The organism is Streptomyces tardus (assembly GCF_018101125.2).
In the GTDB taxonomy this organism is placed as follows: domain Bacteria; phylum Actinomycetota; class Actinomycetes; order Streptomycetales; family Streptomycetaceae; genus Streptomyces; species Streptomyces tardus.
In genome coordinates, this window is record NZ_JAELVF020000004.1 from 647,550 (window position 1) to 660,982 (window position 13,433).

10 protein-coding genes are annotated in these 13,433 nt (G+C 72.1%); 6 read left to right on the top strand and 4 right to left on the bottom strand.

The annotated features are described in order from the left end of the window. Positions 1–33: 33 nt before the first annotated feature. The 4 genes from JGS22_RS25315 (at position 34) to JGS22_RS25330 (ending at position 4,681) form a co-directional block, all read left to right on the top strand. A complete protein-coding gene (locus tag JGS22_RS25315; protein ID WP_211042943.1) occupies positions 34–1,143 on the top strand; it encodes a DegT/DnrJ/EryC1/StrS family aminotransferase in 1,110 nt (369 codons plus the stop codon). 101 nt (positions 1,144–1,244) lie between these two features. Continuing rightward, the gene (locus JGS22_RS25320; protein ID WP_211042942.1) at positions 1,245–1,853 is read left to right on the top strand and encodes a dTDP-4-dehydrorhamnose 3,5-epimerase family protein; all 609 of its coding nucleotides are present in this window, start codon (positions 1,245–1,247) and stop codon (positions 1,851–1,853) included. Between the two features lie 104 nt (positions 1,854–1,957). Further along, positions 1,958–2,806 (top strand): SAM-dependent methyltransferase, encoded by an 849-nt coding sequence (locus JGS22_RS25325; protein WP_211042939.1) that lies wholly within the window; start codon positions 1,958–1,960, stop codon positions 2,804–2,806. 171 nt (positions 2,807–2,977) lie between these two features. Then, the gene (locus JGS22_RS25330) at positions 2,978–4,681 is read left to right on the top strand and encodes an FAD-dependent monooxygenase (protein WP_211042937.1); all 1,704 of its coding nucleotides are present in this window, start codon (positions 2,978–2,980) and stop codon (positions 4,679–4,681) included. Between the two features lie 398 nt (positions 4,682–5,079). Here the strand turns inward: JGS22_RS25330 and JGS22_RS25335 are convergent, their stop codons facing one another. After that, the gene (locus JGS22_RS25335) at positions 5,080–6,225 is read right to left on the bottom strand and encodes a PQQ-dependent sugar dehydrogenase (RefSeq protein ID WP_308405888.1); all 1,146 of its coding nucleotides are present in this window, start codon (positions 6,223–6,225) and stop codon (positions 5,080–5,082) included. A gap of 429 nt (positions 6,226–6,654) precedes the next feature. On the opposite strand from JGS22_RS25335, the gene JGS22_RS25340 reads away from it, so the two are divergent. Continuing rightward, complete coding sequence (locus tag JGS22_RS25340) at positions 6,655–7,182, top strand: hypothetical protein (protein WP_211042933.1); 528 nt, start codon at positions 6,655–6,657, stop codon at positions 7,180–7,182. 441 nt (positions 7,183–7,623) lie between these two features. Then, positions 7,624–7,830 (top strand): DUF6011 domain-containing protein, encoded by a 207-nt coding sequence (locus JGS22_RS25345; protein WP_211042931.1) that lies wholly within the window; start codon positions 7,624–7,626, stop codon positions 7,828–7,830. A 191-nt stretch (positions 7,831–8,021) separates the two neighbouring features. On the opposite strand, the gene JGS22_RS25350 is transcribed toward JGS22_RS25345, so the two are convergent. The 3 genes from JGS22_RS25350 to JGS22_RS25360 all read right to left on the bottom strand — a co-directional run bounded on the left by JGS22_RS25350 (position 8,022) and on the right by JGS22_RS25360 (position 13,078). After that, on the bottom strand, positions 8,022–9,614 hold the full coding sequence (locus tag JGS22_RS25350) for a serine hydrolase domain-containing protein (protein ID WP_216815167.1): 1,593 nt from the start codon (positions 9,612–9,614) through the stop codon (positions 8,022–8,024). 292 nt (positions 9,615–9,906) lie between these two features. Continuing rightward, positions 9,907–11,193, bottom strand: coding sequence for an exo-beta-N-acetylmuramidase NamZ family protein (locus JGS22_RS25355; protein ID WP_211043426.1), 1,287 nt, complete (start codon positions 11,191–11,193; stop codon positions 9,907–9,909). A 58-nt stretch (positions 11,194–11,251) separates the two neighbouring features. Then, on the bottom strand, positions 11,252–13,078 hold the full coding sequence (locus tag JGS22_RS25360) for a glycoside hydrolase family 3 protein (protein WP_308405889.1): 1,827 nt from the start codon (positions 13,076–13,078) through the stop codon (positions 11,252–11,254). Positions 13,079–13,433: the final 355 nt, after the last annotated feature.

Sequence of the window (13,433 nt, forward strand, 5' to 3'; positions counted from 1 at the left end):
AGGCATTCACCACAGCTCAGGAAAGGCGGAGAGATGACGACCCAGGTTTGGGAATACCTGACGGAGTACGAGAACGAGCGCGAGGACATCCTCGACGCCGTGCAGCAGGTGTTCGGCTCCGGCCGCCTCGTGCTCGGCGAGAGCGTGCTCGGCTTCGAGCGCGAGTTCGCCGCGTACCACGGCGTCGACCACTGCGTCGGCGTCGACAACGGGACCAACGCCATCAAGCTCGGCCTCCAGGCCCTGGGTGTCGGCCCCGGCGACGAGGTCATCACCGTCTCCAACACGGCCGCGCCCACCGTGGTCGCCATCGACTCCACCGGCGCCAGGACCGTCTTCGTCGACGTCCGCGAGGACGACTTCCTCATGGACACCGACCAGTTGGAAGCGGCCATCACCGACCGCACCCGCTGCATCCTGCCGGTGCACCTGTACGGGCAGTGCGTGAACATGTCCGCCGTCAAGGAGATCGCCGACCGGCACGGCCTGGCGGTGCTGGAGGACTGCGCCCAGGCGCACGGCGCCCGGCAGAGCGGCGTCGTCGCCGGTTCCACCGGAGACGCGGCGGCCTTCTCCTTCTACCCCACCAAGGTGCTGGGCGCCTACGGCGACGGCGGCGCCACCCTCACCTCCGACCCCGAGGTCGAGGCCCGGATGCGCAGGCTGCGCTACTACGGCATGGACAAGCAGTACTACACAGTCAGCACCCCGGCCCACAACAGCCGCCTGGACGAGGTGCAGGCCGAGATCCTGCGACGCAAGCTCACCCGCCTGGACAGCTACGTCGAGGGACGCCGGGACGTCGCGAGGCGCTACGCCGAGGGCCTGGGCGACACCGCCCTCCAACTGCCCCGCATCGTCCCCGGCAACGAGCACGTCTACTACGTCTACGTCGTCCGCCATCCCCGCCGCGACGACATCATCGAGCGGCTGAAGACGTACGACATCAACCTCAACATCAGCTACCCGTGGCCGATCCACACCATGAGCGGCTTCGCGCACCTCGACTGCAAGGCCGGCTCACTGCCCGTCACCGAGGCGCTGGCCGGCGAGATCTTCTCGCTGCCGATGTACCCGGCCCTCGACCCCGACCGCCAGGACAAGGTCGTCCACGCGGTGCGCGAAGTCCTGGAGACCCTCTGAACCACCCGGCCGGCGACCGCAGTCGGGTCGCGGGTCCGGTCCACCGCAGCAGTCCAGCCCACCGCAGCAGTCCAGTCCCACACCGAGTCACGGGAGCAGTGATGGAAGCACGGCCACTCGCGGTCGAAGGCGCGATCGAGTTCACTCCGCGCGTCTTCCCCGACGCACGCGGGCAGTTCCTCTCGCCGTACCAGGAGGAGGCGTTCACCCGCGCGCACGGGAGCCCGCTCTTCCCCGTCGCGCAGACCAACCACAGCGTGTCCCGGCAGGGCGTGGTGCGCGGTGTCCACTACACCCTCACGCCTCCCGGCACCGCGAAGTACGTCTACTGCGCCCGCGGCAGCGCGCTCGACATCGTGGTCGACATACGGGTCGGCTCGCCCACCTTCGGCAGGTGCGACTCGGTCCTGATGGACCAGCAGCACCACCGCGCCAGCTACATCCCGGTCGGCTTCGGCCACGCCTTCGTGGCGCTGGAGGACGACACCGTCATGTCGTACATGCTCTCCGACAGCTATGTGCCGGCCAACGAACTCGCCCTGGACTTCCTGGACCCCGCGCTGAACCTGCCGCTGCCCAGCGGCGTCGAGCCGGTGCTCTCGGACCGGGACCGCGCCGCTCCCACCCTGGAGGAGGCCCGCGAGCGCGGGCTGCTCCCGGAGTACGACCACTGCCTGCGCATCGAGAAGAGCCGGCACTCCGGCTCCTAGCACCGGCTCCCGGCACCTGCTCCGCCGGTCGGCACCCGCCGGGCCGGCGGCACCGAACCCCCACCCTTCGCACCGCACCACCCGAACCGAGAGAGGCCCAACCCATGAGCGAGACCGCCCAGAAGCTGCCCGTGCCCGGAGACGTCGGCAAGCTCTACGACCGGCTGACCGTGAGCGCGATGAGCGACGGCACCTTCAACACCAACGTCCACATCGGCTACTGGGACACCCCCGACTCCACCGCCACCATCGAGGAGGCGATGGACCGGCTCACCGACGTCTTCATCGAGCGGCTGAAGGTCGACGAGAACTCCCACGTCCTGGACCTCGGTTGCGGCGTCGGCGGGCCCGGACTGCGGCTGGTCGAGCGCACCGGCGCGCGGCTGACCGGCATCAGCATCAGCCAGGAGCAGATCAAGGCCGCCAACCGGCTCGCCGCCGAGGCCGGAGCCTCCGAGCGCGCCGTCTTCCAGCACGCCGACGCGATGAAGCTGGACTTCCCCGACGACTCCTTCGACGCCGTGATGGCGCTGGAGTCGCTGTGCCACATGCCCGACCGCGAGCAGGTGCTCCGCGAGGTGCGGCGGGTCCTGCGTCCGGGCGGCCGGCTGGTCCTCACCGACATCTTCGAGCGCTTCCCGCGCAAGGAGGTCCGCCACGAGGGCATCGACAAGTTCTGCGAGGGCCTGATGTCCACCACGGCCGACCTCGAGGACTACATCCCGATGCTGCACCGCGCCGGGCTGCGCTCGCTGGCCGTGGTCGACGTCACCGAGGAGACCACGCTGCGCCTGGCCGACGAGGTCGCCAAGCTCGGCGCGGTCGAGGACCGCCCGGTGGCCCTGGACGAGGGCAACTTCTTCGACGACGGCACCTTCAAGCCGTCCGACCTGGAGGGAGTCGACGACTTCGGCTGCCTGCTGGTCACCGCAGAGCGTCCGAAGACCGCGTGAGGCCCACGCCCCACCCGGCGTAGCGGGCGGCGGCCGGTGTGCCGGGAGGGATGGGCTCTCCCGGCACACCGGCCGCCCCGGGTGCGCCGACCACCCGGCGCGCGCGGCGAGTTTGCCGCGGCTGCCGGGCCCGCAGGAGCTGGACGGAAGCAGGAGAGAGGAAGAGAGCAGATGACGCGTTCCGATGAGTGGACCGACGTGCTGATCGTGGGCGGAGGCCCGGTCGGGATGGCGTTGGCGCTCGACCTGAAGTACCGGGGGATCGACTGCGTGATCGCCGACGCCGGCAACGGCGAGGTCAGGCACCCCAAAGTCAGTACGATCGGCCCCCGTTCGATGGAGCTGTTCCGCAGGTGGGGAGTGGCCGACGCCGTGCGCAACGCCGGCTGGCCGGCCGACCACCCGCTGGACATCGCCTGGGTGACCCAGGTCGGCGGGCACGAGGTGTTCCGCTACCGCCGCGGCACCGCCGCCGACCGCCCCGCCTTCGCGCACACCCCCGAGCCGGACCAGATCTGCCCGGCCCACTGGCTCAACCCGGTGCTCACCAAGGCCGTCGGCGTCCATCCGAACGGGCCGCTGCGGCTGCGCACCACCGTCGACGACGTGACCGACGGCGAGGACCGTGTGACGGCCACCGTCACCGACCACGCGAGCGGCACCACCCACACCCTGCACGCCCGCTACCTGGTCGCCTGCGACGGCGCGTCCTCCCCGATCCGCCGCTCCTGCGGCATCGACGCCCCCGCCCGGCACCGCAAGCAGATCTTCCGCAACATCCTCTTCCGCGCCCCGGAACTGGCCCAACAGCTCGGCGACCGTGCCGCGTTGGTGTACTTCCTGATGCTCTCCACCACGCTGCGCTTCCCGCTGCGCTCGCTCAACGGCAGCGACCTGTTCAACCTGGTGGTCGGAGTCGACCCGGACACCATCGACGACGAGAACTCCGCCGGCCGGGCCGACGCCCTGTCCCTGGTCAAGGACGCGCTCGCGGTCGACACACCGGTCGAGCTGCTGAGCGACGGCGAGTGGCATCTGACCCACCGTGTCGCCGACCGCTACCGTGCCGGTCGCGTCTTCCTCTCCGGCGACGCCGCCCACACCCTCTCGCCCTCCGGCGGTTTCGGTCTCAACACCGGCATCGCGGACGCGGCCGACCTCGGCTGGAAGCTCGCCGCCACCCTCCGGGGCTGGGGCGGCGACCACCTGCTCGACACCTACGACGCCGACCGCAGGCCGATCGCGGTTCAGAGCCTGGAGGAGGCCAACGCCAACCTGGAGCGCACCATGCGCCGCGAGGTTCCCCCGGAGATCCACCTCGACGGGCCCGAGGGCGAGCAGGCGCGCGCCGCGATGGCCGACCGTCTGCGGAACAGCGGTGCACCGAGGGAGTTCGACGCCCCGCAGATCCACTTCGGACTGCGTTACCGCTCCTCGGCGATCGTCGAGGACCCCCGGGTACCGGTCCGCGAGGGCAAGCCCGACGAGGACTGGCGGCCCGGCAGCGAGCCCGGCTACCGCGCCGCCCACGCCTGGTGGGACGACTCCACCTCCACCCTCGACCTCTTCGGCCGCGGCTACGTCCTGCTCGGATTCGGCCCGGACGGAGCCGGCGGCGGCGCCGGCGGTGCGGACGGCGGCGGCACCGCCGGACTGGAGCGTGCCTTTGCCGAGCGCGGCGTCCCGCTGGCGGTGCACCGGAGCCGGGCGGCCGGCACCACCGGCGGCACCGACCGCGACGTGCTCGCCTCGCTCTACGAGAGGCGTTGGGTGCTGGTGCGTCCCGACGGCCACGTCGCCTGGCGCGGTGACGAACTGCCCGACGAGCCGGGCGAGTTCGCCGACACCGTACGGGGGCACCTGCCCGTGGCGTGAGCCGTCGCGGGAGGTGTGGTGCATCCGGCTCGGGCCGCACGCACCCCCATCGGCGAGGCGAGCGGCCCGCGACCACCGGCGTCGAGCCGGCGGTCGCGGGCCGCTCGCGGTCGCAGCCGCCCGCCGCCCCGGGGCGGCGGGCGAGGGTGCGCGCCCAGCGGCCGGCCGTGTACGGCGTACGCCGACGCATCGGTCCGCGTACGCCGCGCATCGGCTCGTACTCGCTGCTGCCGGGGCGCCCGCCGGTGCCGGGCCGACTTCGCCTGCGCGGGCCGCCCGCGGCGTCGTCAACGCGCAGGCGCGCGGCCGCAGTTGTCTGCGACCGCGCGCCCGAGCAGCGTGTCCGTCCCCCTGTCCGCCGCGCGCCCGTCGCTGTCCGCGACGGGCTCGCGAGGCCGTCAGGCGGGGGTGATGCGGCTGATGGTGCCGCCGATGGCCAGCAGGTACAGCTCGCCGTCACCGTCCTGGACGATCGAGATGACCTCGCCGCCGTTGACGCCGAGATCGCCCTCCTCGGTGACCTCGCCGTTCTCGATCCTCAGCGTGCGGGCGGTGCCGTCGCAGTAGTCGCTGTAGACGTACTGGCCCACCAGATCCGGGATGGCCGAACCGTTGTAGACGAAGCCGCCGGTCACCGAGCAGCCGAGGCCGCTGCGGTCGTACTCGAACACCGGGGGCACGTGGTTCTCGGGCTCGGTGCCGCCGCGGAAGGGGTGGGTGCCCTCCATCTCCGACCAGCCGTAGTTCTCCCCGCCCTTGCTGTCCGCGGGGGCCCAGTCGATCTCCTCCCAGTCGGTCTGGCCGACGTCGCCGATCAGCATGTCGCCGGTCGCGGAGTCGAAGGAGAACCGCCAGGGGTTGCGCAGGCCGTAGGACCAGATCTCGTCCTTCGCCTCGGCGTTGTCGACGAAGGGGTTGTCCTCCGGTATGGAGTACGGGTCGCCGCCGCTGGGGTCGATGCGCAGGATCTTGCCGAGCAGGGTGTCCAGGCTCTGGCCGTGGCCGTGCGGGTCGCCGCCCGAGCCGCCGTCGCCGAAGGCGATGTAGAGGTAGCCGTCCGGCCCGAATTTGATGTCACCGCCGTTGTGGTTGCTGTACGGCTGCTCCTGGGTGAGGACGGTGCGTCGCGACTCCTGGTCCAGCGCGCCGTCGACGACTGCGAACTCGTCGATGGTGCTGGTGCCCTCGAGGTCGGTGTAGGAGATGTAGAAGTGCGCGAGGTCGTGGTCGAAGGCGATGCCGAGCAGGCCGCGCTCGGCATCGATGGTGGTCTCCTCGCTGATGTCGAGCACCGGCTCGCCGAGACCGCCGTCGCTCAGCACCCGTACGGTGCCCGCGCGTTCGGCGATCCACAGCGAGTCGTCGGGGCCCGGGGCGCCGGCGGTGGGGCTCTCGGCGTCCGCCACTTCCTCCAGCGCCACCTGCGCGGCCCGGGCGGCCTGCGGCGGGGAGGCGGGCTCGTCGGCGTACGCGGACGCTGTCCCGAGGGAGGCGACCAGACAGGCGGCGGCCAGAACCGCCGAACTCTTCTTGCCGAACTTCACTGTGTTCCTCTCTGACCGGCGGCGGTGGGGGCGAGTGGGGAGAGGAGAAACCGCCGGGCTGCCGGCAGCGGCACATCCGGCAGGGGTGGGCGCGTGGCGGGTTCGGGTGGGGCCGTCGGCCGTTGTCGACAGTACCGAGGACCACCTGCTTGGCATAGACCAATGCAGGCGCTTTCCTCCACCCGGTGCCGCGCTCCGTCCCGGCACCGGTCCGTAGTGTGAGATAGGTGCCAACTCCCTTTAATTCAAAGGGAGTTGAATGCACAAACTGATGCGGTGAGACGTCTTGGCGACCGCTCCCGGCGCCGGTACTGTGCGGTCCGATCCAACAACGGGTAGCAGTTCGGGCCCGGCTCGTGCGATGTCGTCCAGGGCCCGAACCATCGCGGACGATGTCCTCCCCCCACTAGTCGAGGAGACGTCGACACCATGTCGAAACTGGTTCGAAGACTCGTCACCCCCTTCCTCGCGGTCGCGATGGCGTTCGCCTTCGCCGGCACCGCAAGTGCCGTGGCGCCGGGCAGCACCGCCCACGCCACGATCGTGTCCGACGCCGGCGACGGCTTCGCCACCGGCAACCTCACCGACGCCGCCCCTCCGGCCAAGGGTGAGGCCAAGAAGACCAAGGCAGCCTGGAGCTACCACATCACCGCCTCCTGCGCCGGCATGGAGGCCCCGATCCGTCAGGGCGCCAACTTCTGGGGCGAGGCCAACGAGACGCCCTCCAGCGGCACTCCGGTCGAGTGCACCGGCGGTTACGTCCAGGGCTGCGGCGATGCCACCAACGTGGTCGGCTGCAACTGGGGCCAGGGCCAGCGCATCATGCTCTCCACCATGGTGAGCGACTTCGCGCTGCTGGCGGCGCACGAGTTCGGTCACAACTGGTACGGCCACTCCGACCCGGGCTGCGCCAACTGGGGCAGCGCCTACGAGGTCATGCGCCCGACCATGTGCTGACCAGGTTTTCCAGCTGATTCGGCCGCTCTCGGCCTCGTCCCACCGAGGCGAACCGAGGGCGGCCGGAAGCTGTTTCGGACCGCCAGGGAGTTCTCGGGGAGCAGCAGGCGCTTCACACCACCTCCGCATCGTCTGCCGTCGGCGATCGTCCGCCACGAGCCGCATGTGCCCGCACACGCGTCCGCGACGGGCCGCACGTGCCGCACACTCAGCCTGATGCGCGCGTCCGCGTGCCCCGAGCCGCTTCGACACTGCGACCGGCTCGCCCGGGAGCGGGGTTGCACGCTCGCGAAGGTGCGCCGAGTCAGAGGGAAGCCGTCCGCCCGCGAGTCGACGTACCTCGCGACGGTGCGCTTCCTCCTCCCTCCGGTACGGACGCCCCTCTCCGTTCCGAGACGGTGGGGGCTTTGCCGGGCGGGGGTGATCGGTCATCCTGGGCGGATGTCCTCAGCCGCCGAACTGCCCGTCGAGGTCCCGAAGGTGACCGGAACCGCCCCGGTGCCGTGCCGGATGTGCGGCCAGCCGCTGCGCGACCCGATGTCGCGCCGGTGGGGGCTGGGCAGGGACTGCCGGCGGAAGCTGCGGATGCGCCTGGCGCCCGCCCCGGAGCAGCACGAGGTCGAGCAGGACGCGCTGCCCGGCCTGTGACGAGGCGTCGCCGCAGGCGCGTACGTCCCCGTGTCGTACGCCTGCCCGCCGGTGCCTGCCGGTGCCTGCCGGTGCCTGCCGGTGCCCGCCGGTGAGCGTCCGCGATCTCCCGAGCCCGCTTCGGCGTCGCGCAGTCGACCGCCGCCCGCTCCCGCACGCGACGGCCGCGCCCAACTCCCGTACGGGGCCCCTCAGTCGGTGGAGCGGCGCCAGCGGTCGGCCTCCAGCAGCGAGGCGTCGGCGGGGCGGGCCTCGTCGAAGACCGGCCGGCCGGCGACGCTCACCCGCATCCCGTCGACGTACACGCCCCGCCCCTGGTTGTCGCCGTCGGTGGTGTATGTCCAGCGCAGATGGGTGGTGGTGGCCGGCAGCTCCGCGGCGGCGACCAGCCACCGCCGACCGGACCAGCCGGCGAACCCGCCCTCGCTGCGCCAGCGGTGGGCCCCGCCGCGCAGGGTGAACGCCACCGGCGTCCAGCTGCGCCCGCCGTCCTCGGACCGCTCGAACGTGCCCCGGTCCACCTCGGGTTCGGTGTCGTACCAGAGCCGGAAGTACGCGCGTGCCGGGCCCCGCAGTGCGGGCAGCGGTGCGGTCAGGGTCGCTGCGGCCTCCGCCGTCGGCTCCGCGCGCCAGGAGGTGCGGCCGGAGACCGGACGGACGGGGACGGCGCGGGCGAAGGCCCGGGCGGGCAGCCGCCGGTAGCCGCTCTCGGTGCCGCGTTCGCGGGTGGGGTGGACGCGGTTGGTCAGCAGGACGAAGACGGTGCCCGCGACAGGGTCGACGACCAGGCAGGTGCCGGTGTAGCCGGTGTGGCCCGTGGTGACCGCTGTGGTCAGGGCGTCCATGTAGAAACGCTGGTCCACCTGCCAGCCCAGGCCGCGCGGCGAGGCGCCCAGCGGTGCGCTGTGGTCGGTGAGCACCTCCCGCACCGACTCCTCCGAGAGGATTCTGGTGCGGCCGTAACGCCCGCCGTTGGCCATGAGTTGACCGAAGGCGGCCAGATCGCGGGCGGTGGAGAACAGCCCGGCGTGGCCCGCGACGCCGCCCAGTGCCCAGGCGTTCTCGTCATGCACGGTGCCGCGCACCATGCCGCGGTCCGTGCCCGGCTGCCACTCGGTGGCGGCGACCCGCGCGTGCAGCGCCTCGGGCGGGTTGAAGCAGGTGTCGCGCATCCCGAGCGGACCGGTCAGGCGCTCGGCGACCAGGGTGTCCAGCGTGCGCCCGGTGACGCGTTCCATCAGTCGGCCGAGGGAGATCATGTTGAGATCGGAGTAGGTGTGGGCGGTGCCCGGCGGCGTCTCCAACTCGGAGGCGTAGATCGCCGCGTACCGTGCCTCGTTGTCCGGCAGCGCGTACAGGTCGATCCAGGACACCATCCCCGACTGGTGCGTCAGCAACTGCCGTACGGTGATCGCCGATTTGGCGCTGTCGGTGGCGGCGAACTCGGGCAGATGGCGGGCGGCCGGATCGTCCAGCGAGATCAGCCGCTGCTCGGCGAGCTGCACGGCGAGCAGGGAGGTGAAGAGCTTGGTCACCGACGCCAGGTCGAAGATCGTGTCCTCGGCCATCGGGACCCGGCTGCCGGGCGGAAGCTCGACGGCCTCCTCGCGCTCCTCGTCCCAGCGTTCGTAACGCACCGCGTGACCCAGCGCGCGATGGGCCACGATGACGCCGTCCTTCGCCGCGAGCAGCACACACCCCGGGAAGGAGGGGGCGGGCCGCCCCGGGCCGGCGCTCAGGAAGGTCTCTGCCTCCTCGGCGATGCGTGCGATGTGCCCCGGCACCAGTCCGACCTGCTGCGGTCTGCCGCGGCGCAACCGCCGTGCGACGCGCGGAAACCGGACGTCCTCGGGGGTGAGCACCGGCGGCCGGGCCGGTCGTCGCGAGCAGCCCGGCGAGCCCAGCGCCCAGCGCCCCGGCGCCGTACAGGAAACGTCGCCGCCCCACTGCGTCCGTACGCGAACTCGACGGATCCTGCTGACCGTTCATGGGCGACGACCGTTCTCTCGGCGGGGCGGGCGAGCGGGGGCTCGCGGTGGCGGCAGGGCGGATCGGCGGGGGCGCCGGTCCGGGGGATCAGCGGTAGAGCAGGTGCGCCTCCCGCAGTCGGCGGAAGGCGCGCAGATCGCGCTGCCAGATCGCGGTGACGTCGTCGACGTCCGCGCCCTGCTCGATCGCCAGCCGCACCTTGGCGTTGCCGCTGAGCTTGTCCAGCCAGTACGCGCCGTCGCCGTCCTGGCTGCGCCATCCGTAGTCGGGGAAGATCCGCCGCTGGTCCACCAGCAGCGCCACCGCGGTGCGGATCGGGTCCAGCGCGGTGTCGTCGGTGATCTGCACCTCCACGCCGCCGCAGGACTTGTCCGCCCACTTGGAGAAGGTGGGCTTGAAGTACGCCTCCCGGAAGGCGACTCCGGGCAGCTTGCGGGCGGAGAGCGCCTCCTGCCAGCGGTGGTCGACGTCCGGGGCGCCCAGCAGCTGGAACGGCTGGGTGGTCCCGCGCCCCTCGGACAGTGCGGACGCCTCGAACCAGCCGGTGCCCGGGTAGATGCGCGCGGTGGCCGGCGTCGGCATGTTCGGCGAGGGTGCGACCCACGGCAGGCCGGTGTCCTCCCAGCGGTCCCGGCGGCGCCAGCCCGTGAGCCGTTCGACGTGCAGCTCCGCCTTCTTGCCCCCGGTGTCCTCGGGCACGAACGTCTCGTTGAAGAGCGTCGCCAGCTCGCCGACCGTCATCCCGTGCTGCTGGGCGATGGGCTTGAGCCCGACGAAGGAGGAGTGCTTCGGGTCGAGCACGGGGCCGGTGGCCTCCCGCCCGGAGAGCGGGTTGGGCCGGTCCAGCACCACGAAGCGCAGCCCCAGTTCGGCGGCGGCCTCCAGCGCGAGGCACATCGTCCAGATGTAGGTGTAGAAACGCGAACCCACGTCCTGGATGTCGAACACCACGGCGTCCAGGCGCAGTTCGGCGAAGAGCTCGCGCATCGTGGAGGTGTCGTTGTACGCGTTGTAGACCGGCAGGCCGGTCTTCTCGTCGACGAAGTAGTCCTCGCCCTCGCCCGCCTGCGAGGTGCCGCGGAAGCCGTGCTCGGGACCGAAGACGGCGACCAGGTCCACCTTCCCGTCGCCGGTCATCACGTCCACCACGTGCCGCAGTCGCTCGTCGACCCCGGTGGGGTTGGAGATGATGCCCACCCGGCGTCCGCGCAGCGAGGCGTAGCCGCTGCGGCGCAGCGCGTCGAACCCCGTGCGCACCCGGCGCCCGGAGGCGTGCGCCGCCTCCGGGCCGGCCGCCAGGGCACTCGCTCCCGGCACCAGCGCCCCGGCGGCGGCCAGCCCCACCGAACCCGTCAACAGACTTCTGCGTCGCACCCTTGCTCCTCAGCTTCGGTCGTCCTCGTTCCGCTTCGAACCCTGCCGGTTCCGCGGTTCATCGTCGATAGCGCAGACCGTGCCCGAAACGGAACATCGGCTTCTGCGGATCCTGTGCGCTCGGCACCGTCACCGGCAGCCTGCCGCGCGGAGCGCTCTCGCCGAGCAGCACCCGCACCGCGGACTCCACCGCCACCGGGCTGCGCGAGTAGGTCGCCAGATGGGTTCCGGCGTCCGGGTAGTGGGCGATGTCGTACGGCGTGCCGACGGCCACCGTCACCACTGCCGCGCCGGCGGCCTCCAACTCCTGCACCAGCCGCGCCTGTCCGGGCGACTTGCCGGTGCCGTTGGTGAGCACCACCACGGTGTCGTGGTCCTTCGCCTCGCGCACGGTCTCGGCCACCGCGTCGGCGGAAGGGTTGTCGCCCGGCCAGTGGTGTGCGGCGGTGGCGCCGTGCTCCTTCAGCCGGTCGGCGAACTGCTCGGTGGCGGCTTCGCCCCACCCCGTGACCAGCAGCCGGTCCCGGGCGCCGCCGTCCAGCGGCAGCAGCCCGTCCTCGTTGCGGATCAACGTGGTCGTACGGTCGCTGAGCCGCTGGGCGGCCCCGAGGTTCCCCGGTGTGCCCACCCGTCGGTCCACCTCGGACGGGTCGACGAGGGGCCGCTGCACGATGCCGCGGTCGTGCTTGAGCTTGAGTATCCGGCGCACCGAGGTGTCGATGCGCTCCTCCGTGAGCTCGCCGGACTTCACGGCCTCGAGCACGGCGCGATGGGCGCCCGGCAGGTCCGGCGGCATCAGCAGGACGTCCACCCCGGCCTTGAGCGCCCGCACCGGCACCTCCTCGTCCGGGTAGGTCTCCCGTACGCCCTCCATCGCCAGCGAGTCGGTGACCACGACGCCGTCGTAGCCCAGTTCCTCGCGCAGCAGCCCGGTCATGATCGGTTCGGAGAGGGTGGCGGGGTCACCGGTCGGGTCGAGCTCGGGGAACTGGATGTGCGCGCTCATGATCGAGTCGACGCCGGCGCGTATCGCCTGGCGGAACGGAGGCGCGTCCAGCTTCCGCCACTCCGGGAGGGTGTGGTGGATGACCGGCAGGGCGGTGTGGCTGTCCACGTCCGTGTCGCCGTGCCCGGGGAAGTGTTTGGCGGTCGCCACGACACTCCCGCGGCCCGACTGGAAGCCGCGCACCTGGGCCGCCGCGAGCGCTGCGGTGAGCCGCGGATCGCTGCTGAACGCCCGGGTGCCGATGACCGGGTTGGCCGGATTGACGTTGACGTCCGCGACCGGCGCGTAGTTCTGGTTGATGCCGACGGCCCGCAGCTCGCTGCCCGAGATCCGGGCGGCCCGCCGGGCGTCGGCCGGCCGATGGGTGGCGCCCAGCGCCATCGCCCCGGGCAGCCTGGTGGCCGGGGTGCTGAGCCTGCTCACGTCGCCGTGCTCCTGGTCGGTGGAGACCAGCAGCGGGACGCCCGACTTCCGCTCGCCCAGGGCGGCTTGCTGGAGGCCGTTGGAGAGGCCGGCGACCTGCGCGGGCTGCGCCAGGTTGTCCGACCAGGCGAAGTAGATGACGCCGCCGAGGTGGTACTTCTCGACCGCCTCGCGGCCGTTGTCCACGCCGAGCCACTCCTGGTTGCGCGCGACGTCCTCGGGGTCGGTGGTGTCGGCGCTCTCGCCGTAGACGTAGGTGTTGAAGAGTTGTCCGACCTTCTGCTCCAACGACATCGTGCGCAGCTGCCGTTCGGCCCAGCGCGAGGCCTCGCCCCGACGCTCGGCGGCCGGTGCGTCCGCGCTCGCGGTACCGGCGGCGCTCACGGTGCCGGCGGCGGGCGGATGCGTCGGCGGGGCGGCCTGGGCCGGTGAGGCGGTCAGCAGCAGTGCGCCCACTGCGCAGCCGGTGATCAGCCGTCGGCGGGGCGGCCCGGAAGGGGAGTCGGCCGGCGGTTCCCGTGGTGCTCGGCACGGAACCGCGGGTGCGGGCGGGGGCGGGGGAGCGGTCTCGCCGGAACGGGCGGAGCCGTGTCCGACAGGACCGCCGATCGGGGCGGCCGGGGTTGGGCATGAGTAACGCAGGCGCGAGTACCACTCGTAAAGACCACGGGCGCACCCCCGGTGGTCTACACCAGTTGAGCAAGTGCTGACCTGGTGTTGTGCCGTTGAGTGGCGGAAACTTTCAGTCCGAGGCGCCGCTGCCGTCAACTCCCGCCCGCCCGCGGTCCGATGCCTGTCGGTGTCTTCAGCG